Below are 21,468 nucleotides of genomic sequence, written 5' to 3' on the forward strand. Positions count from 1 at the left end.
TTAAATTTATCGGAATGCTCTACATAGGAAGGATTTAAATCTGGATAGGCTCTCGCAAACATCTCGGCTCCTAACGGCTCAGCATGATGATGCGTTATATAAAGTCCCATTCTAGATGCTATCTTACGATAATGTTCTGAATTTCTATCAGTTCCTGGTATTATCATATTACCTTCGCAACGAAGTAACGCCTCAAATACCATTTCCCAAGGTTTATCTTTCTCTCGATCTACACTCCACGTATGAAGAAGTACTTCATCATTGACAAACCAACCTCGAAATCGAACTGGATAAGGTTTTGAGGTAAACGAAAAATCCTCCGCTACCTCATAACCTTGTTTCATGACAATCTGTTGATCATTCCAAAACCAAAAATTCATTATTCCTAAGATAGAACGACTAATTTCATAGATTCCATAGATAAAGCCAAGTGAATCTGCTGCATATAGAAACAGCTTTCCTGCATCTACTTGTAACGAAAAGCTCTCATCCTTCATTTCTTTTTTCATCAAGTGAAGCTCTATTCCTTCTTCTTGTGTTTCTTCACAGGATTTAACTATATCTCGTTGTAGATTACTTATTGCGTGGTTTACAGATTCGGATTCTATTAATGCAATAATTTTTAAATTTCTGTTAATTATCAGACTCATACATAACTCCTTCCAACTTACTTTCCTCCTCACCTACTTGAGGTTTGATATATCATCATTATAGCTATGTTAAGTAAAATATTATATTGGTATATTTGCTGTTTTCATTGCAAATCTTGTTCAGATAAATTATGTTTTAATTGGGATTCCTAGGGTGTGTCTGAAAAATGCTTGTACTGGGCTTTGTGCACTCCACTTAGTGGGTTGGAAGTCCAAAATTCGGGAGGCGTAGCGGGCTATGTTGACTGAATTTTGAACTTTCAGACCGCTGAGTGGAGGGTGCAGAACGGTGAAATCAATTTTCAAACACGCCCTAGCCCTTGATTCCATCCATCGCAATTCCATCTACTAAGTATCTTTGGAAAATGATGAAAAATATAATGACAGGCAATAATGATATTACTGACATTGCAAACAATCCACCGTAATTATTATAGGAATTTGGATCAAGATACATATTTAGTGCTAATGGAATCGTAAAGTTCTTTGGACTGTTAATAAAAATTAATGGTTGGAAGAAATCTTGCCATATCCAGTAGAATGAAAAAATAGATGCATTTATTATAGCAGGCTTTACAACTGGGACTAATACCCTAAATAATGTTGCTACTTTTCCACAACCATCAATTTCCGCTGCCTCGTCTAGTTCTTTTGGAATTCCTCTAAAGAATTGAACCATTAAAAAGATAAAGAATGCTCCTCCAAAGAACCAAGGTAATATTAGTGATGCTTTCGTATCAATCAAATTTAATTTTTTTAAAATAATATACTGTGGAACAACCATTACTTGTGCAGGTATCATCATAGTCATCATTACACAGCCAAACCAAAAGTTTCCGAATTTAAACTTTATTCTAGAGAATGCATATGCGGCGAATAATGATGTGACTACACAGCCAATTGTACCAACTACGGTAACAAATACAGAATTGAAAAAGAATGTATGGAACCTTATACCACCAATTCCATCAAAACCACTTTTGAAATTCTTTATAATATCCCATTCTTTAGGGATCAATGAATAGGTATCCACAAACATTGTCTCATTGCTCTTAAAGGAACTTGCCAGCAACCATAGCAATGGATAAATCATAATAAGTCCTAGTAAACATGCACCTACATGAAACATGATAGAGTGTAGTTGTTTGTTTTTTTTCATACCCATGTCTATTCTTTGCCTCCAGTCTCATAATATACCCATTGTTTCTGGGTTTTGAATAGTATTGCAGTAAACACACCTACAATAGCAACAAGTACCCAAGCAAGTGCACAGCTATAACCCATGTCAAAGTAAGTAAATGCTCTTCTATATAGATATAATACATACGATAACGTACTATCTAAAGGACCACCGTTAGTAATTACATAAGTCTCTGTGAATACACGGAAACCATTGATGATTTGTAAAATCAAATTAAAGAAAATGGTTGGTGTTAACATCGGAAGTGTAATTTTCATAAATGTTCTCCAAGGTTTTGCACCATCTACTTTTGCTGCTTCATATAAAGAATTTGGAATTTGTTTTAGTGCTGATAAGAATATTAACATAGAAGAACCAAATTGCCAAATTCCCATTAATATCGTAATTCCCAATGCGGTATCCGGATTACCAATTAAAGACATGTTTTGTTCAATTCCAAACACGGAAAGCAGATTCATAATAACACCTTTATTCCCGAAAATCTGTCTCCAAACAATTGATACCGATATACTTCCTCCGATAATCGATGGAATATAGTAAAATGTTCGGTATACTCCTAACCCTTTATGCTTTTTATTTAAAATCATTGCTACAAAAAGTGCAAAAGCAAGGCGAAGAGGAACTAAGAAAAGCACATATGTGAATGTTACTTTTAATGCTTGTAAAAATGTTTTATCTTGCGTAAATATTCGAACATAATTTGTTAATCCAATAAACTTAGGATCATTTAATAAATTAAAATTTGTAAGGGAAAAATAAATTGAAATAGCCATTGGTATTAACCACATAACTAAAAATCCAAATAACCATGGAGACAACATAAGATATGCTACTATATTATCTTTCCTCGCATATTGTTCTCTTGCTGGCTTAATTTTTTGTTTTCCTTTCACATTTACTCCAATCTGCACACTGCTTACTTTTGTGCGAATTAATACTATCTAAGTGAATTATCTTTTTCATTTATCTTATTGTAAGATTAGAAAGGGGCTGTCACAGCAACCCCTAACCAAACATATCTCATTCTTATTGATTGTTTCTTTCTAATATTTCATTTGCTTCATTTCTGAAGTTCGCTGCTGCCTGCTCTGGAGTAGATTGTCCATAGAACGCACTATTTGCTGCATTTTTGAATGCTTCATTTATTTCTGACATACCAATTGGATCTGGTAAAGGTGTAACTCCTGAAAGCGCAACAGCTTGGTCTACATAGTTAAACATATCTATTTGTTGTGCATTCAAGTTTCCTGACCCAACCATATAATTACGGATTTCAGAAGATACTGGTGTACCTCTTTCTGCCATTATAATATCATTCGCTTCTTCAGAATTAATAAACCAATTGATAAATTCTGCTGCTTCTTTTTTTACTTTTGATGTCTCTGCAACAGAGAAGAACATGCCTGGTTTAATCCATAAACCTTTGTCTTCAGAATCATTTGATAATGGAGGTGTTACAATTTTAAGCTTATCATTTATTGCACTTAATTTTGCTGCATAGTTGTTCCATTCAACAGTAAATGCTGAATCACCTGTTGTAACTGGTCCTGCTTCTTGTCCTAAAGTTTGAATTTGCGCCCATTCATCTGGATTTGGAAAACTTTTATTGTCCATTAAATCTTTCCACATTTGAAAATATTCTGCACAAATTGCATCATCATCATAACCTAATGATTTATTATCTTCGCTGAATAATGTTTCTCCATGTTGTCTTACCCAGTAATTAAAGATGTTTGTATCTTCTACTGGTCCCATTGCCGCACCTTGTTTTCCTGTTTTTTCATATATTGTATTTACCATTGAGATGAAGTCATTCCATTTCCAATCACTTGTTGGAGCTTCTAATCCTGCTTCTGTAAGTACATCCGGATTATATCCAACACATAAAAGTGAATTTGATAATACAAGTCCAGACATTTTATTATCAATTTTAGCAGAATTTAACAGCTTTTCATCAATGTTAGAAACATCAATTGTTCCATCATCAATAAATTGCTGCATATCTGTTAATGTACCGTTTTTAGCATATGTTGTAATGTAGAGATAATCCATCTGTACAATATCAGGCATTGATCCAGACGCTGCCTGTGTTGATAGTTTTTCAAAATACCCGTCCCAACCAGAAGGTAATGCTTCAAAAGTAACATTTGGATGTTCTTTTGTATATAAGTCTAGTATTTGTTGTGTTTGATCATGTCTTGTTTGTCCACCCCACCAAGTGATTTTAATTACTACTGGTTTATCATCTTTCGTTGTTTCCGATGTTCCTTTAGAATCTTTTGACGTATCTTCTGATACCGTTGTACCTGAAGCAGTATTTTCATTCGTACCCTTTTTACTGCCACAAGCCGTTGCTGAAAACATCATTACCCCAGCTAAAACTAATGCCATAATTTTTTTTAATTTTTTTTTCATATCCAGTCTCCTTTTTTCTCTTTTTTAAAAGTTGGTTAACATCTTTTATACTCTTATTGTAATAGAAACACGTTTAAATAAGAATGGAATTTCACGAGTGTAATTTTGAAAAAAACCGACTTTTCCTCACGAAAAAGTCAGTTTTTATTTACCTCATTCTTTAATAAATCTCGATACTCTGTTGGTGTCATTTGAGCAATTTTACGAAATGCCTTTGAGAAATATTGACCATCCGGAGAATAACCAACACTCTCGGCAAGAAATGAAATCTTAATATCTGGATTATATTGCAGTAATCGTTGCGCTAACGTAATTCGTCTCACTAATATATATGTGGAGAATTTCTCTTTCCAATAATTCAAAAAAAGTCTACCAAAATAATCCTCATTCATAAACAACACTTCTTTTGCTAAAAACTGCATACTCATCTCTGGTCTGCTTATATGATTATAGATTGCAAAAAGAATATCATGTATTCGCTTTTGTACTTTATCATTCAAATATAGTCCTTTCTTCTCTCCTAGAATATCCACGACCAATTCAAAAAGCTCCTCCACAGAAGTTATGTTATTAATCTCCTTTTTCCACCTAGATATATACTCATTTCCACAAGTCAACTTAATTGCCAGTTCACAAAGTTCTTCCTTCTGCTTTTTCTTAAAGTTATTTACATTCATCTTTAAGAAAGCTAAGTAAACTTCAAATATAATTTGATCATAGTTTTCTGCATCTTCTAATTGTCCATAATCAAAAACCATAATATCATTGCAGTCTTTCTCTGAAAACTTCTTATAGCTTAATAACACTTCCAAATGTTCAATCTCATTCATTTGAAATAAATCCTGCACCTGTATATAGAGTTCACTCATATCTTTTAGTTTTCCATATTTACTTATCGCCGCTTGTAAACACATGGAACTAATCTTAACAAATTCCTGTTTCACTCGAATATATGCTTCCTCTATCGCTTCAATACAATTACAATTTAGAATAAATACTACATCATGTTTTATTGTGGTATGGAATAAAACACTTCCATCTTCAAGCATTTCATGTAGTACATTTCCTATTACAAATTGTTCAAGATAGTCAAATCCCTTTTTTCCTCTAATTGCCAGTACCAAACCATCAGATTCTAATATCCCCTCTTCTTTTAAATACATATCAGAAACATTATTTACACGCTCACAATCTAAAAGTATATTGCGTATTAGCTGTTCCTTTGCTTGAGGCAGTAATTTACTTACTTTATGTTGATATTCAATTTCTTTACGCCTTTTCTCCTGCTTACTCTCAATTTCTGCTATAACCTGTCCTAACACATTAACTACTTTTTCCTCATCACATGGCTTTAATATATAATGTCGTATTCCTTCTTCCATTGCTTGACTTGTATACTCATACTCACCATATCCTGATAAAACAATAAATTCTATATCTGTATACTTCTTTTTTGCTTCTTGAATTAATTGAATTCCACTCATTACAGGCATCTTAATATCTGTAATAACAATATCGGGTCTTTTCACCTGAATTTGCTCTAATCCCTCGACTCCATTCCATGCAGTTCCTACCAATTCTATACCATAATTACTCCATGGTATAAAATTTGCCATTCCTTCTCTTTCAATTTCCTCATCATCCACAATTAGCAGCCTATACATTTTGCATCATACCCTCCTTCTTAGATACACGAATCTGCACACTCGTTCCCTTCTCTAATTGACTTTCTATCTCAAAACTACTATATTCATACGTAATACTCAATCGTTCTCGAATATTTTTTAAACCTATTCCATTCCCCTTTGGTTTTATTGTAAAATTACGAATCTTTTCCAGGTCTTCTGGTTTAATACCTGGTCCATTATCTTTTACAACAATTAATATCGACTCATCTTCTTCAATAATCCGAATAACAATCTGGCATTTTTCTAAAGAATTATCAACGGCATAATTAATTGAATTTTCCACAAGTGGCTGCAGAATCATACGTGGAACAATATATACATCAACATTGCCCTCTGTTTCAATCACAAAATCTGCTCTACTTTGATAACGAAATTGCTGAATTGTAATATAACTCTTTAGCACATTCAATTCTTCCTCAATTGTAGCGTATGGATTTTGCGCAAAAGAAGCTCGTAACAACTCTCCTAGCTCTATAATCATCTTACCAGCCTCTTCGTTTCTTCCCGCCTTCACCATCCAATTAATCGCATTTAACGTATTATAGAGAAAATGTGGATTAATTTGTGCTTGTAACATTTTATATTTTGTATCCTTCAATAAAATTTGCTTTTCATAATTCTCTTTAATCAATTCATTAATTTTCTCCAACATAAATTGGAATTCTTGTGTTAGTAAACCAACCTCGTCTTGTCGATTCTCTACTTTAAGCACACCATTTGCCCCTTGAAAATCTCCTGTTTCAACAATTCTCATAGACTTAGATAATCGCTCCAATGGTTTCGTAACGATATAAGACACTCTTTTCATCGCCCAGGAAGAAAGAATAAATATAGCAAAAAATCCCACCAGCATAAAATCTCTTACTACCATTGTTTGTCCATATATCTCGCTATAAGGAAAAATATTTACATACATCCAACCTGTCGTTGATGATTTTAAATAGCACATAAAATACTTCTGTCCCTGATATTTAATAATTTTACACCCATCATTCTCTTCTAAAGAAGGCAGTTTAGGAGTCTGTTCTGCTCCTTGATAAATCATTCCGTCCTCTGAGTATACAAATAATGCTGCGTGTGTTGCCTGCAAACTGTTAATATGCTTGTCTATCACCCCTGCAACATCACAAGTAAACAAAAATGAACCCAAATAATTCAAACTTACATTCTTTACTTCTAGAATATCACACCCTGTTAGCAGATAAGGATACTCTTCTGTCGGATTTTTAACGACATATCCTCCTCTTGCCTCATGAAATTGCTCTAATATACTATTATATTCATTATCAGCAATCGTCCCACAATCTAAGCCAACTTTAAACTTTGTTCTCTTTTCATCTGTATATATCAGATTTTTAATAATAGCACTTGAATTCAATTCATTCATCAAAAGAATCCGAAAACCATACTTTTCGTAAGAATATTCCGAGCTAAGAACACTTAACGATGCCATTTTTGAAAGACTCTCTTGTATCTGTGTATCCAATGCAATAGAATAGCACAAATCCTTTACATCTTCTAAGTTATCATTTACCTTTTGAGTAAAAAAATCCAATTCCAGCATTGATTTTTCATATAATTTCCCGTCGTATATTTTTAAGCTCACTTGCAATGCAACTATGGATATTAATAAAAAAATACTTGCAAAAATCAAATAAATTAACAACATTTTATTTGATAATTTTGTATTTTCAAATCTCTTACGTATTCTTTTACTCATCGTAAATTCCCCCCTATCCTAGTATCATTATATCAAATTCAAAAAATTATTTATATCCCTATTCCATATTTGTATGAATTCTCACATTATCTAAGTTCAAATTCTGGACATTTCTTATTACAGAACCATGTTTGCCTTTTGCAACAATGTTTTTTAAATATATATTTCTTATTGGGCTCTCTGGTAATCCCATAATATAAATCGCATTTCCTGCAATCGTCTCCATTGAAATATCCTCCATATAAATATTTCGTATTATAGCCGTTTGTTCGCTAATAGCTTTACAATTTGTATCATCAAATTTCTCATGACCATAAAATTGGTCTATATTAATTGCACCACGAAACCACTTGCAATCCTCATGCTCCAAACTATAATTTGTATGTTTTATAGATTTCACTTTAACCTCCTCTATAATTCCTCCTCTTCCTCTAGGAGCTTTTATAGTAACCAGGCTATATACTTCCTTGAATATACAATCTGTTATAGAAACATCCCTTACATCTCCAGACATCTCACTTCCCAGCGCAACTCCAAACCCACTATTAAACTCACAGTCTGCTATCCAGATATGTTCCGAAGGTATTCCAACGCTTCTTCCCTCTGCATCACGTCCCGATTTAATTGCAATGCAATCATCTTGACTTGCAATCATACATTGAAAGACATTGACATTACTTGTAGAATCAGGATCAAAACCATCACCGTTACTAATCCCTTGGTATTGTTCTCCAGCCTCGTCATACTTCGTATGTATCTGAACATGATTGAGGGAAACATTTTTGCAATAGATTGTGTGCAAACACCATGCTGGCGATTGGCGTATCGTAATATCCTTAAGATAAACTCCAACTGTATTTCGAATACAAACTGCTCTTCCTGGTTTCCCTGCTTCTTCCTTCAGTTCCTTCTTTCTTAACGAACTTCCGGAAGCGTCAATTGTCCCTTCTCCCATAATTGTAATATTCGCATGTCTTTTTGCTTCCCTTGTATTAATTAAGCTTGCATAGCACTCTGTCTCTAGACCTTCAAAACGATACTTCATCAGCGGATAATCTACTAAGTTTTCACTTCCTAAAAGTTTTCCACCTTTTTCTATGAACAACGTCATATTACTCTTTAAATAAATAGCTCCTGTTAGAAAAATACCTTCTGGAACATATACACAATCTCCCTCTCCACAAAGATCAATCGCCCTTTGTACCATCTGTGTGTTCAGCACTTCTCCTCCCTGAACTGCTCCAAAATCCAAAATATTATTTATCTTAGGCATTTTCTTTGTTGTAACAACAATTTCATCACTAAATATTACGATATCTTCTTCTAATCTGGCACGAATCTGAATAGAATAAATCTGTTGTGGTTGGAGATTCTCTAACGTATAACTGCTTGTCTCACAGCAAACCTGTAAACTACCATCCACATATACTTCATATTCACTAATTTTTTTATCTACCTCTGGTTTATCCCACAAAACAGCAACACTACTATATGTCCATGTTTCTATCGGTGATCTTGCCATAATCTTTATATCTTCATTTTCTTTGCATTCCATTACATGATATCTGTTATTCATCTTACATCTCTCCTTATTCTTTCAATTTAAACTTCCCAACTAATTTATTTAAAAAAGTTGCCTGCAATGATAATTCGTTACTCGTTGCCGAAGTCTCTTGTGCTGTTACGGAATTCCTATGTACAACTTCTGAAATCCGACGAATAATATCTAAAAACTCATTCATCTTTCTCTTCTGCTCTGCTGTTGTTACATTCATTTTTTCTAATGTATCTGCAATTGTTTTCATTCCGAATACAACCTCATCAATTGACTCCACCGCTTTCTTCGTTGCATTTGCTCCTTCCTCAATCTCCTGTAATGTCCCTCCAATTAAAACTCGGGTATCCACAGCAGATTTTGCACTCTCCTCTGCAAGCTTTCGAATATGGTCTGCAACTACTGCAAATCCTCTTCCTGATTCTCCTGCACGTGCTGCCTCAATAGCAGCATTTAGAGATAATAGATTTGTTTCCGATGCAATTTCTTCAATCTTTGTTGCAATACTATTTATCTTTGTTGAGGATTCATTAATACAATACATTGCTTGCTCCATCTTTGCCATTTCTGACAAGCTATGATCCGCTTTTTCCACATACCATTTTGCTTGCTCAGAAGAACCTTGTATTGTATTTGATGTTTCTTCTGAAGCAACTTTTACAATCATAACCGATTCCTCTAGTTTTACTATTGACTGTGCCTGTTCGTCTGCCCCCTCTGATATAACAGTTGCTACTTTTAATAGAGATGCTGCATCCTCTGATAATTGCGAGGAAACCTTCTCTATCTGATGTAATGTTTCATTCATTTGCTCATTCATCTGTTCCATTGCATTCTGCAATTCTATAAACTCACCTAGATATTTCACTTCCTCTTTGACACTAACGGTATAGTTTCCAGAAGCCATTTCTTGTAATAATCTATTAGATTCTTTAAGCATTCTACCTAGATTATCTGCCATTCCCTTTGCTTCCTCCACCATAACTGCCACTTCATCTTTATTTTCCATCTCAGGAAATTCTGATGATAAATCTCCTCTCGCGAACGATGTCAGACGTTTTGCAAGATTTTCCAAAGGCAACACTATACTCATTGCAATTATTTTACCGAAACGAACAGAACAATATAATGCTATCATCATTATTAAAATAATAATTGCTACACACAAAAAACTAAGTTTATTCAATAAATCTTCTATTTGATTTCCTTTTTTTACGTTTCTATCCATTAAACTAGCCATATCATCATATACTATTTCATATAAGGGATCTAACTGCTCTGCTGCTTTTACTTGTGCACTTTGACTTAAGCTTAGATCTTTTGTATCCCCTAGGTAGATAACCATATTATCAATGCTCCAATACGCTTGTAGATTTGTCATTATTTGATTGTAGAGAATCTGGTCCTCTGGCTCTGTTAGTATTTCTTCTAATCCTTCGATATACTCTAAAAATACTTTCTTTTTTTCATTGTGAATTGCATTATACTGAACCGCAATTTCCTTATTGGTATAGCCAATAATTGCACGAGTTGCACTACGTGTATCAGAGAATGCTACCATCGCTTTTCCTATATTGCCTTGTGAAAAACCATAGTTTTTTAAAGCATATTCATAACAACAAGAAATAACGATTATTGCTATTCCTCCAACAATTGCAGCAATACAGGTAATACAAGATATTTTCACAAAAGAACGAGTTAATCTTATCTTTATTCCAATTCTGTTTCTTATCCTTTTTTTCTTCACGATAACCGTCCTCTCCTTTTGTTATCCATTCGAAACATAATAGCCTAATACAAAAACAGGAAACCATCTTTACAGAAATAGTCTCCTCGTTTTTGTATAGCCTAACTAATTTTTAATTATTCCTTATCAAATTCAAATGATGAAAATCGACGCATCATATCCCTATAGCGAAACCTCACCATTTCATTTTTCTCACGTACATCCTCTTCTCTCCCTGTATATTGGCAACGTAAACAGTAATACTCTTTTTTCTCTGTATCATAGAACATATCAATATCTAAATCTCTCATAAAGCATGAAGGACATCTGTAATTTAGTTTGCCTTTTCTAGATTGAGCCATGTTGCAAACACCTCCTGATTTGTCATATTCTTTCTATATCCTAACGTGAACATTGGAGAAAACGCATATCCTTCCCTTATATAGCCCTTTGCATTTGTAGATGGAGTAAGAGAAACCTTTGTATTAACATTTGGTACTACTGCACTTACCTCTATCGCATTATCTTGCTCTGCTTCTCTGCATTTATAGGCGTATTCTATTTCTTTACTGTTTTCACCCTCACAACGTAAAACAATTCCTGCCATATCTTCTGGATATTCTGTTGTACCATAACATGCTACAATATATTCATTCAATTCTACGCTTGCACTCGGATCACTCATTTCAAGAATACTTCTTTCAATCTTAATAGAACTTGTCCCTTCTTCAAAATAGATTTTTGTTTGAATAGAAACTGTCAGTTCTTGAAACTCTACACTTACTGGATCCAATGTTAATATTCTCGTATTATCCTCTTGACTAAATTGTGCCTTTGTACGGCATAAACACAAGTCAACCTCTTCCCCTTTATAAGCAAGTTTTGCACTTCGAATTGTTCCTTCCCCTGCATAATGTGTAAAATATCCTGCACGATATTTCTCTTGAATTAAGAAAGGATAGGAAGCATCTTGTACATGTTTTGTTCCAATTCCAACCGGCCAATCTAATTTTGCAACATAAGGTCTTAAATCCACGATCGCTCCACCTTGGTCCATATTCACACATGCTCTTAGATAAGGATCACTATACCAAAATACTTGTTTATCTGAACCATATAGAATGTCACGCCATAATGCACATTCTGGCTCTGCATATGTTTTTTTCTTACGATAATAGTCTGCAAACTCAGACATTGTCATATCAATTAACTTTCCTTCATCTTTCAATGTTCCGTAGTATTTACAACCTTCTGTATAAGACTTTATTAATAATTCGTATGGAGCCTCCCAACGCCCCATCTTATTCATCCAACCAGGTCCTACAAACATCATATTATAGGAATATCCATTATTGTATTTTTCAAGGGAACGATATTGGTCAATTAAGTTATATAGATATGGATATTCCCATGTTTCACTGTCATAAATCATTCCACGCAACACATTCTGAGGGTGCGTTCCAAAATTAGAGCCATTTCCATCATAGCAAGCAATCAAATCTCTTGACAGATGCGGAATTGCAACAATTCCACTATCCTCTGTTTCATCTGCGGCTGGAGCATGCGTATTTTGTTTTGATGGAATCCATGGTGCCCATGGACCTCCATCAAACAAGGTATACCACGAGTTATTACAAGTATGATATGCCTTTGGACCTTCTTCCCAGCATGTTGCTACTGCACACTTTACAGTTGGATACGTTGCTTTTATGTAGTTTGTCAAATCGGCATCCATATAATAGGAACCTGTTGATTCTGGATAGAAGCCAAATCGTTCATAGAATTTTTCAAACACATCATTTACAATTGATTTTTTATCTTCCATCGAGAACATCCATATACAGAAGTCTTTTGTTTTATATTTTTTACGAAATTCTTCACAAGGAAGACCTAGTAATGATAGTGAAATTTCATCTCCATACTTCTCATGATCTGCTTTTGCAAGTTCCACAGCTTCATCATTAAAGAGAGATGCATATGTCATTTGAATTGTTGTTTTAAGTCCATATTCATGTGCAATTCTTTGTTGTGTCTTGAAAATATCAAGTGACTCTGTCAATAATTTTTTATCACCAATATCTTCTTCCTTTCCATGACCTGTAACTGTAGCTGAATACTCTGGCACCATCTCTGGGCGATGTATAATGTTTACTATAAATTTATCCGTCATATATCCATTCTCCTTTTTGTAATCGTCTTTTCTTGTTTATCATCAAAGCTGATAAACTACACTTATAGACTACCAGATGCAGCAATTAGATTGAATGAAAAATGACGTCAAAAAAGTTGCAAAAAACCGACTTAATCCTATTTATTTAATTGTTGCCTTTTTCAAGACTCCTTTTTCTACTAACCACTTACTATATTCCTTCTTCATACTAGATGGAACTTTAATCTTAGCATTCGAAGCAATCTTAGAAAATGCTTTGTCACCTACATTCTTAGTCGTCAAAGAGGTAGAATTTATCGTAATACTATTTAACTTGCTACATTGAGAGAATGCTTCTTTTCCTATTTTGGAGACTTTCTTTCCAATTGTAATTGTTGTTAAATTTGTGCACTTTTGGAATGCATAATCACCAATGGATGTAACATTATTTCCAATTACTAATTTCTTAATTTTTGTATCACCACGAAAAGCCTCTTTGCTAATAGCTGTTATGTTATATTTTTTACCACCAATGATTACTGTCGATGCAATTTGTACCGTTGCTGTTTGTTTTACTATTGAAGATACTGTAACATTTCCACTTCCATCTGCATTCACTTTAACTATTTGATATACAAAATTCCCCACTGTATATGTACTATTCTTTTTAACTATAATAGAGAATGTTATTTTTATGTTTCCTTCATAGTTACCCATACCAGTTACTGTAACACTTGCTGTACCTATGTTCACATTCTTTCCATATGTTATAAAATAGTCCTTACCCAATGTCAACGCAGCACCATCCATCTTAACAGTAACTTCTGGTTCCTTATGCTTTCCATCATAAATATATTCTTCTTGGCTAAGGCTCATTTCTGCATTTGAAAGTGATTTTTTTTCTATCTTTTCTTCTTTCTCTATCTGTGTGTCCTTTGTACTCTCTGATGTTTCTGGTTTTGATGTCTCTGCTTTTTTAATGATAAAGCTTTTTTCTATACTGCCTGTATATTTTCCTATTCCAGTTACAATAATCTTTGCTGTTCCAACTTTTATATTGTCTTTATATGCGATAGAATAATCTACATCTTTCACCAATATTACATTATCTAATGTAACTACAGCATTTGGTTTCTTTTCTTTCCCATCATAGACATAGGAATCATTGGAAAGTTTTATTATAGCACCTGAAATTGCTTTACCTTCTTCCTGTTCATCTCCTCCTTGCTGGTCTCCTTCTTTATTTTTAATTTCAAAGGTTTTATTAATTGTTCCTGTATACCTATTTATTCCCGTAATAATTATCTTTGCTGTACCTACTTCTATATTGTCTTTATATGCAATGGAATAATCTACATCTTTTACTAATATTACATCACCTAATGTAACCACAACATCTGGTTTCTTTTCTTTCCCATCATAGACATGGAAATCATTGGAAAGTTTTATTACAGCACCTGAAATTGCTTTACCTTCTTCTTGTTCATCTCCTCCTTGCTGCTCTCCCTCTTGATTCTTAATTTTAAATGTTTTACCAATTGTTCCTGTATACCCATTTATTCCTGTAATAACTACATTTGCAGTTCCTACTTCAATGTTATTTTCATAGAACACTTCATAGTCGATATCTTGAACTAATAATTTGTCTGCTAATGTCACCTCTATCTTAGGTTCTTTTTTCACTCCATCATAATCATAGCTATCTTTCTCAAGGACAACCACACTATCTGCTATAGATGCAGGTTTGATTGTAAATGTTTTGGTAATTATTCCTGTATAGGAACTAATTCCCATAATTGAAATTTTTGCAGCACCAACCTTTACATTATTTCGGTAAATTACCAGATAATCTGTTCCTTCCTCTAGTAAGAGACCCTCTAATGCAAGACTTGTTACGCTTGGTTTCTTCGCTGTAGCATCATATACACAGACATTCTCTTCTAATGTAATGACTGCATTACCGATATCAGTCTGAACAATATGTGGACTTACGACTTGAACAGAACAAGTTACTGCATATTCCTCCTCATCAATCATAACAGAACCCTCTACAACAACTTTCCCAGCCATTTGAGCTTGTTCAATTGTCCTAGATGCATTCTCAACTGACTCTGGCTTCCATACAATCGCAGCTGAAGTTGCTGATTCAACGGAACCGGTCATATACACATTCGCTAGTACTGGTAATTTTTCTTCCAAACCAATCTCGCCCATTGTCATAGAAATTGAATCACATATAACACTATCCACTTTTGATGGATTCAATACATATGCACCATTCACACGTAGATAACAGATTCCAATCCAACCGCTACTTGCTTTTGTCACAGATATCCTTACATAACGTGCCACTGTATCATCTGGGAATATATCTTTATATGGTGTAGCATTTACTGCTGAAATGGTACCTACCGCAGAAGTTGAATGATCTACTGCTTTTGTCCAATTTTCCCCATCATCTGATACATCAATTGTATAAAACATAGTTGCCCAGAACAATGTGTCCATACTTGAAAGAATTGCATTATCACCAAGGTCAATTATAATACTGCCTGCTTTGGTTTGCGAACCTGTCGTCCACACTGCTGCACTTTCTGCCTTAAGTATATTTTTTCTTGCATTAAGAAATGGATCCGTTAATCCTCCTCGTCCTTCTGCAATTAATGTACCTGTTCCAGTTATTTCAACACCTGTTTCATCATACCATGACGTTAAATCATCGTATTCTGATACAGTTACTTGAATACTTGCTACTACACCTTGTTCGCTGACTGCTGTAATTTCTGCTGTCCCTGCTTGTAATGGAAGTGCCTCTCCTGTTTCGCTGTTAATTACAATTACAGCCTCATCACTACTACTCCATGCGATTTTTTCAGTTGCATTCTCTGGTGTACAGATGGTCTGTAATGTAAATTTTCGATTCAACAAAATTGGTCTATTACCAAGTGAAAGTTGTAAATCTGTTAATTCCACATAATCTAATGCGGTAAGACCATTTGCCGCTAACTGTACTTTTACAATATAAGCGTCAATCCAATTCTGATAACTGTTATCCCAATTCTCTTCTTCTGCAATCTTTACTTCTTTCTCTGCAGAAGTAAGTACTTTTTTATATTCTTCAAAACTTTCCACTGTATAGTAGGAATCTTCTTTTGTTTTTGCTAACCTTGCTTCTTCTATTGCTGCTTTTAATGCATCAAGTAAAAGAACAGAATTTCCTTCGACTCTGATTGTAAATGTCCCCACTAACGGCTCTCCAATATAGAGACTAGCTTCTAACTTGATTGTTGCTTCTGTTCCTTCTGGAGCATTTTTATCAATTTTTACTTTTCCCGTTGTTTCTTCTACATATATTAAAGATGGATTATCTGATTCCCATTTTATCTTTGCAATATCTGTTTTTCCATCTCCACCTGTAGCAACAGGCACGAATTGTTCACTTGCCCCAGGCTTTAGTGCTGCTGTTTCTCCACCGCTACCTGATGAATATACCATGTTGTCATTTGAATCTTTAATTCCAAAAACCTCTGATGCATTTGGTGCATTACTAATAACCACTGGTATCTGTACATATATTGTAGCATCCTCTTTAGAAGTAGCTGTAACGATACACTCATCCGTCACAATATCATTTACATCGGTACCTGAAGGATAGATTTTTTTTGCTTGTACAAGTCCATCTTTTCCAACAGTAACTAAACTTGTATTTGAAGATGACCATACAATCTCTTGTGATGCCGATGCTGGAATCACACTTGTAAGAAGTTGACTAGATACTCCTAACGTTCCTTCTATTGGAATTAATTTAATGGAAGATGCATTAACTTGTAGCGATTTTGCTTTTACTGCCGTCTCATAGATATTAAAATTATCAATTTGAGTATGCCATTCTGATATACGATTCTTCATGTATTGCGAAAAGAACCAAAATCTACTAAGATCCCCTTTATACGAAACCGATGAATCAAAATTGAAGTTACAAGTAGTAGAAAGTGCTGAATCTTCAAGCGAAGTCACTGTGAAAGTTCCATTTCCTTCTTTCATGTTTAATTCAACCTCTATGTGATACCATGTATTATCCTTGTTAAATCCACTTCCTATTGGAATACCTTCATTAAATACCACATTATCTGATACAAGATTTCCTCCTAATGTATAGGAAATCTCTGAATTCGTATTCGTTTGAAAACTAATATATGCTTGATTATTACTATCTGCTAAGGTTATATAACCGCCTGCTGAATCAACAAAATTCCCCACATTCCAATCAAAAGAAACCAGTACTTTATCACTCTTTACGGTATTTACTAATACTTTTCTATGATCAACGGGTCCACTTCTTCGACAATCCACGGATAATACATTATTATTACCATCTTCCACAACAAGTGCATTGCCACCTGGCTTAAAACCTTGTGCCATACTCCATGTATCATCATTAGCTATACGATTTTCGAAGTCTTCACTATATATTGGTACATATATCTTTGTACTAGCTACAAATTCGCCATTCTGCGTTGTTGCTGTAATTGTTGCCATTCCACTGCTTAATGCAGTTACATTACCATAAGAGTCAACTGTTGCAACTGTAGGTGTATCTGAACTCCAACTTATGTTACTATTCGTTGCATTTTCTGGTATTACATTTACTTTTAAACGATATGTAGGTGGAATATTCAATGTCTTTTTCTCAGAAAAATATTCAGAGGCAAAATAATATTCCTCTTCACTTATTTCAATTCCTTCTACCTCAACTGCTTCGTCTTGAACGATTACTGTACAGACTGCACTAAATCCTCCATCTTCAGAAGTTGCTGTAATCTGTGTTGTTCCTGTCGCAATACCAGTTATCCTTCCTACCTTATTAACTGTAACAATACTTGTATCTGCTGAGCTCCATGACACATTCTGATTATTTGCATCTGATGGTTCCACACAAACCGTAAGTAACTCTGATGTTCCTGTTATTAAAGCAGTTGTTTCTTTATTAAGAATGATATTTTCTACTTTTACTGGTGTTACTGTCACAACACACGTTGCTACTAGATTTGGATTATCATCTGAAGTTGCTATTATTGTCGCTTCTCCAAGTCCAACACCCTTTACAATACCATTTTCATCTACTGTTGCAATACTGCTATCACTAGAAGTCCATTTCACCTTATACAAAGTAGCTGTTTCTGGTGTTACTGTTGCCACTAATTGCAGTTTTCTTCCATAACTAATACTCGCTACTGTGTTACTTAACGAAATAGTGTCTACTGGTGTCTTTGTAGCCATTACAGTAAAACTAAATTCCGCTCCTCCATCTCTTGCAGAAATTGTAATTGTTGTGTCACCTGCATCCATTACATTCAATTGTACTTTTGTGCTTGTCTTTTCTGTCTCCTGATACATAATTCCATCTGGTGTCTGCCATGTCTCCCCAAAGAAATATGCTACTTCAGGATTAGAAGAAGTATATTGTACTGTCTGATCTGTTACAGTCTGACTTCCATTTACTGAGGCAGTCAATTGGATTTTATCCAATGCTTTTGAATCAATATTTGCACCATTGCTTATCACATTTCCGTTAACGGTTACTGCTATATCTTGTGACTTAACAGCTTCTGTAACTGTCACTGTTACCGATGCTGTACATTTTCCTACAACACCTGTAATAGTCGTGCTTCCTGCTGACTTTGCATGAACAAATCCAGTTTGCGTCACAGTAGCTACGGAAGGATTAGAAGAAGAATATGTAATAGAATTGTCTGTAAGTACCTTATCAATTGGGGCAATCACTGGTTGAAGACGTTTTGTTTCTCCTTGAACAAGTGTTATCGTATCTTGTTGATATGTTAATGAAGTTGGTTCTACAACCTGAACAGAATACTGATCTGAGTCTCCTCTTAATGGAGTTTGTAACGATTCATCCTTATTCTTTGCCAATCCTCGCATCAGATATGCATACATACTATCCATCATATCCCCCGATTTACCTGATTGTGAACTTCCCATTTCCTTAATTGCTGTATCCCCATTATTAAACATAATTCTTACATCAATATCATTATACAAACCATAACTACTATCTGCTCCTGGTGTAGGTATCCAATCTGTTTCCCAATAATAAAATCCTCTCGTTTGACCATAAGGATTTGGAACATCAAGGGCTGCCTGTATGTAATCCAATAGCCAATTATATTGACCATTTGATGATGCTCTATAATATTTTGCAATTCCCATTGCACTATTTTTAGCAGAATTAGCCGTTCCCATATGTTTTGTAAAGGTGAAACCTGTTTCTACATTTACATAATCAAGATAGCGAAGACTTGCATCATTTAACATATAATTAGACATTCTTAAAATATTGGCTGCGGAACGTCCACCATAGAGAGAGAATGCTGCTCCATCCATCTTTGCACCTTTTTGCATTAACACTCCTTGCATCTGCGTTATTCCTTCAGGAGTATATCCATTATTAGAATGAACAAATCCGCTTACTCCTGGATATGCATCTGCAACAGCATCATATGAAGCGGTAATCAATGCTACATGTCCATCTGAAGTCTGTCCCTTTCCAACTGGCCAGATAATTCCTTGGTTTTGCTCATTTCCATGCTTTACTGCTGCAACATTAACATCTGCCTCTGCCATTGCCTTCATAATGTCGTAAACATAATTATATACAATTGCCTGCATATGAGCTAAATCAGTATTATTTCGTGTTCCATCATAATTAATTTCAATCCATTCTCTTGGTGTATGTCCTTTTCCTGTACTCATCCAGTAATCACTGAATTGAAAATTAGGTACATAACTCATTCCAAGTTCTGTTGCACGTTTCGCAATCATAAGGGTGTGTTCTTTGTCAAAATATCCACCTGTAATCATATGTTTTAAAACCAATTCTCCATTTGGTCCTAACTGTTCCTTATATACATCTGCACAAGTATTCCAGTCACATACTGCCTCTCCTGCGTGTACCATCAACATTGTAATAATAGAGTTTACTCCATGATTAGAAAGAATTCTTAAACAATCCTGCTGCACTCCATTAGCAAAATACTTTCCTCCGTTATCTTCAATCGTTGATAGCATAGATACATCTGCTCCACGTAAATAATTTTCATCATGTATCACAAACAAATCAAATGCATCAACATATGCCATATTACTTCCATTGCCTGTCCATTCATCTGCAAGCTCTGTCTGATTAATATTATTATAAACTGTTATTGAATCTCTATAATTCTCATCATATATTGTATTTGCATAAACTTCTACTTCTGTGTCTTCAGCACCTGTTGTAAATGTAATTGTAACAAGTGAATATTCTTCTGTTCCTGATGGTGCTTGACGCAAAACAGTCCCATTTGTTTTACGAACTCCAATATTAACACGATTTCCAAGGGAAGTTCTTTCTACTATTTCACCAGATTTCCCAAATTCTCCTTGGTGTTCAATCGTTTTATAGGTATCTTGTTTATCAACTTTTGCACGCATCGTCAATGCATACTTTGTATTTGGCTCTACTGCTACCTTTTGAGATATTTCCCCATCTGCATACATCTTAACAGCATATTCGCCACTATCTGCTTGTGTTTTATCAATACTGGCATTCTTAGTCTTCCATGCCTCCAAATCATTCTCAAATCCCCAATTAAGAATCGTATTCTCATCTGCAGAATCCTGTTTGAGTTCCATTGTATCTATCTGCAATTCAGCCTGTCCAGATTCGATTTTAATTGTAATTTGATCGTTATATACCAGAATATTACGATGCCCCATCTGTGTCCATGCGTTTTTATCTAAATATGTATCAAGTAATGACACTGCATCTGGTGCTCCTGTATCGGATACTTTAAGCACTGATGTATTATTTCCTGCAGTCCCCTTTACCCAGGCAGAAAGTGTATAGCTTCCCTGTTCTATGCCTGTTAAAGTCATTGCTATTGAAGAATCCTTTCCTAATTTAATACATTTTCCCGATTGTCCCCCATCTACAATCGTGACATTTCCAGTTGTCTTCCAACCATCCAACGACTCAAAATCAATTGTTTGATTTGAATCTGTAACTTTAATTGGTTCAACTTCAGCTGCCTGCACTTGTTTCGGCAACCAGCCATTTCCAACCAATTGCATCACCATAATAACTGCTATAAATGCTGCTATAAACCTCTTTCTCTTCATTGTCCTTCTCCTTTCATAAGCATTCTTCGAATTCATCCCATAATCACGAATGCTCTGTAGTTCAATTATATAGAATTATTGAGATTTCTTTAATGAATAAAATCGACTACTTGCTTGAAAAAAGACTACTTTATTTTAATACACAACGCAAAAAAAGCTACCACACAAATTCCTCCATGTGGCAGC

Annotated in this window: 12 protein-coding genes; all 12 read right to left on the reverse strand. The window is 34.6% G+C overall.

Features of this window, described 5'->3' with window-relative positions:
- Positions 1-650: glycosyl hydrolase 115 family protein (locus tag RMR19_RS16760; protein ID WP_310604651.1), on the reverse strand; the 650-nt coding region annotated here is incomplete at its 3' end.
- Positions 651-779: 129 nt separating this feature from the next.
- Positions 780-995: a DUF6783 domain-containing protein gene (locus RMR19_RS22190; RefSeq protein WP_310604652.1), complete on the reverse strand. Its 216-nt coding sequence runs from the start codon at positions 993-995 to the stop codon at positions 780-782.
- Positions 964-1,815 (reverse strand): carbohydrate ABC transporter permease, encoded by an 852-nt coding sequence (locus RMR19_RS16770; protein WP_310604653.1) that lies wholly within the window; start codon positions 1,813-1,815, stop codon positions 964-966. Before RMR19_RS16770 ends, RMR19_RS22190 begins: the two co-directional genes overlap by 32 nt.
- 2 nt (positions 1,816-1,817) lie before the next feature.
- On the reverse strand, positions 1,818-2,672 hold the full coding sequence (locus tag RMR19_RS16775; RefSeq protein WP_310604671.1) for a sugar ABC transporter permease: 855 nt from the start codon (positions 2,670-2,672) through the stop codon (positions 1,818-1,820).
- A gap of 205 nt (positions 2,673-2,877) precedes the next feature.
- Positions 2,878-4,266 carry an ABC transporter substrate-binding protein gene (locus RMR19_RS16780; protein WP_310604654.1) on the reverse strand — a complete coding sequence of 463 codons (1,389 nt, stop codon included), beginning with the start codon at positions 4,264-4,266 and terminating at the stop codon, positions 2,878-2,880.
- A 137-nt stretch (positions 4,267-4,403) separates the two neighbouring features.
- Positions 4,404-5,930, reverse strand: a complete 1,527-nt coding sequence (locus RMR19_RS16785) for a response regulator transcription factor (RefSeq protein WP_310604655.1) — start codon at positions 5,928-5,930, stop codon at positions 4,404-4,406.
- The gene (locus RMR19_RS16790) at positions 5,923-7,674 is read right to left on the reverse strand and encodes a sensor histidine kinase (RefSeq protein WP_310604656.1); all 1,752 of its coding nucleotides are present in this window, start codon (positions 7,672-7,674) and stop codon (positions 5,923-5,925) included. The genes RMR19_RS16785 and RMR19_RS16790 overlap by 8 nt, the downstream gene beginning before the upstream one ends.
- A gap of 58 nt (positions 7,675-7,732) precedes the next feature.
- Positions 7,733-9,250, reverse strand: coding sequence for a glycoside hydrolase family 28 protein (locus tag RMR19_RS16795; RefSeq protein ID WP_310604657.1), 1,518 nt, complete (start codon positions 9,248-9,250; stop codon positions 7,733-7,735).
- A gap of 13 nt (positions 9,251-9,263) precedes the next feature.
- Positions 9,264-10,976 (reverse strand): methyl-accepting chemotaxis protein, encoded by a 1,713-nt coding sequence (locus tag RMR19_RS16800; protein ID WP_310604658.1) that lies wholly within the window; start codon positions 10,974-10,976, stop codon positions 9,264-9,266.
- A gap of 116 nt (positions 10,977-11,092) precedes the next feature.
- Positions 11,093-11,317 (reverse strand): hypothetical protein, encoded by a 225-nt coding sequence (locus tag RMR19_RS16805; protein WP_310604659.1) that lies wholly within the window; start codon positions 11,315-11,317, stop codon positions 11,093-11,095.
- Positions 11,290-13,125 (reverse strand): hypothetical protein, encoded by a 1,836-nt coding sequence (locus tag RMR19_RS16810; RefSeq protein WP_310604660.1) that lies wholly within the window; start codon positions 13,123-13,125, stop codon positions 11,290-11,292. The genes RMR19_RS16805 and RMR19_RS16810 overlap by 28 nt, the downstream gene beginning before the upstream one ends.
- Positions 13,126-13,266: 141 nt before the next feature.
- Positions 13,267-21,282: an Ig-like domain-containing protein gene (locus tag RMR19_RS16815; RefSeq protein WP_310604661.1), complete on the reverse strand. Its 8,016-nt coding sequence runs from the start codon at positions 21,280-21,282 to the stop codon at positions 13,267-13,269.
- Positions 21,283-21,468: the final 186 nt, after the last annotated feature.

The sequence above is a fragment of the Anaerosporobacter sp. genome (assembly GCF_031551385.1).
Taxonomy (GTDB): Bacteria; Bacillota; Clostridia; order Lachnospirales; family Lachnospiraceae; genus Anaerosporobacter.

Coding starts and splice junctions, on each gene's coding strand:
- RMR19_RS22190 (WP_310604652.1), bottom strand. CDS start 995: ATGGAATTGCGATGGATGGAATCAAGGGCTAGGGCGTGTTTGAAAATT.
- RMR19_RS16770 (WP_310604653.1), bottom strand. CDS start 1,815: ATGGGTATGAAAAAAAACAAACAACTACACTCTATCATGTTTCATGTA.
- RMR19_RS16775 (WP_310604671.1), bottom strand. CDS start 2,672: ATGTTGTCTCCATGGTTATTTGGATTTTTAGTTATGTGGTTAATACCA.
- RMR19_RS16780 (WP_310604654.1), bottom strand. CDS start 4,266: ATGAAAAAAAAATTAAAAAAAATTATGGCATTAGTTTTAGCTGGGGTA.
- RMR19_RS16785 (WP_310604655.1), bottom strand. CDS start 5,930: ATGTATAGGCTGCTAATTGTGGATGATGAGGAAATTGAAAGAGAAGGA.
- RMR19_RS16790 (WP_310604656.1), bottom strand. CDS start 7,674: ATGAGTAAAAGAATACGTAAGAGATTTGAAAATACAAAATTATCAAAT.
- RMR19_RS16795 (WP_310604657.1), bottom strand. CDS start 9,250: ATGAATAACAGATATCATGTAATGGAATGCAAAGAAAATGAAGATATA.
- RMR19_RS16805 (WP_310604659.1), bottom strand. CDS start 11,317: ATGGCTCAATCTAGAAAAGGCAAACTAAATTACAGATGTCCTTCATGC.
- RMR19_RS16810 (WP_310604660.1), bottom strand. CDS start 13,125: ATGACGGATAAATTTATAGTAAACATTATACATCGCCCAGAGATGGTG.
- RMR19_RS16815 (WP_310604661.1), bottom strand. CDS start 21,282: ATGAAGAGAAAGAGGTTTATAGCAGCATTTATAGCAGTTATTATGGTG.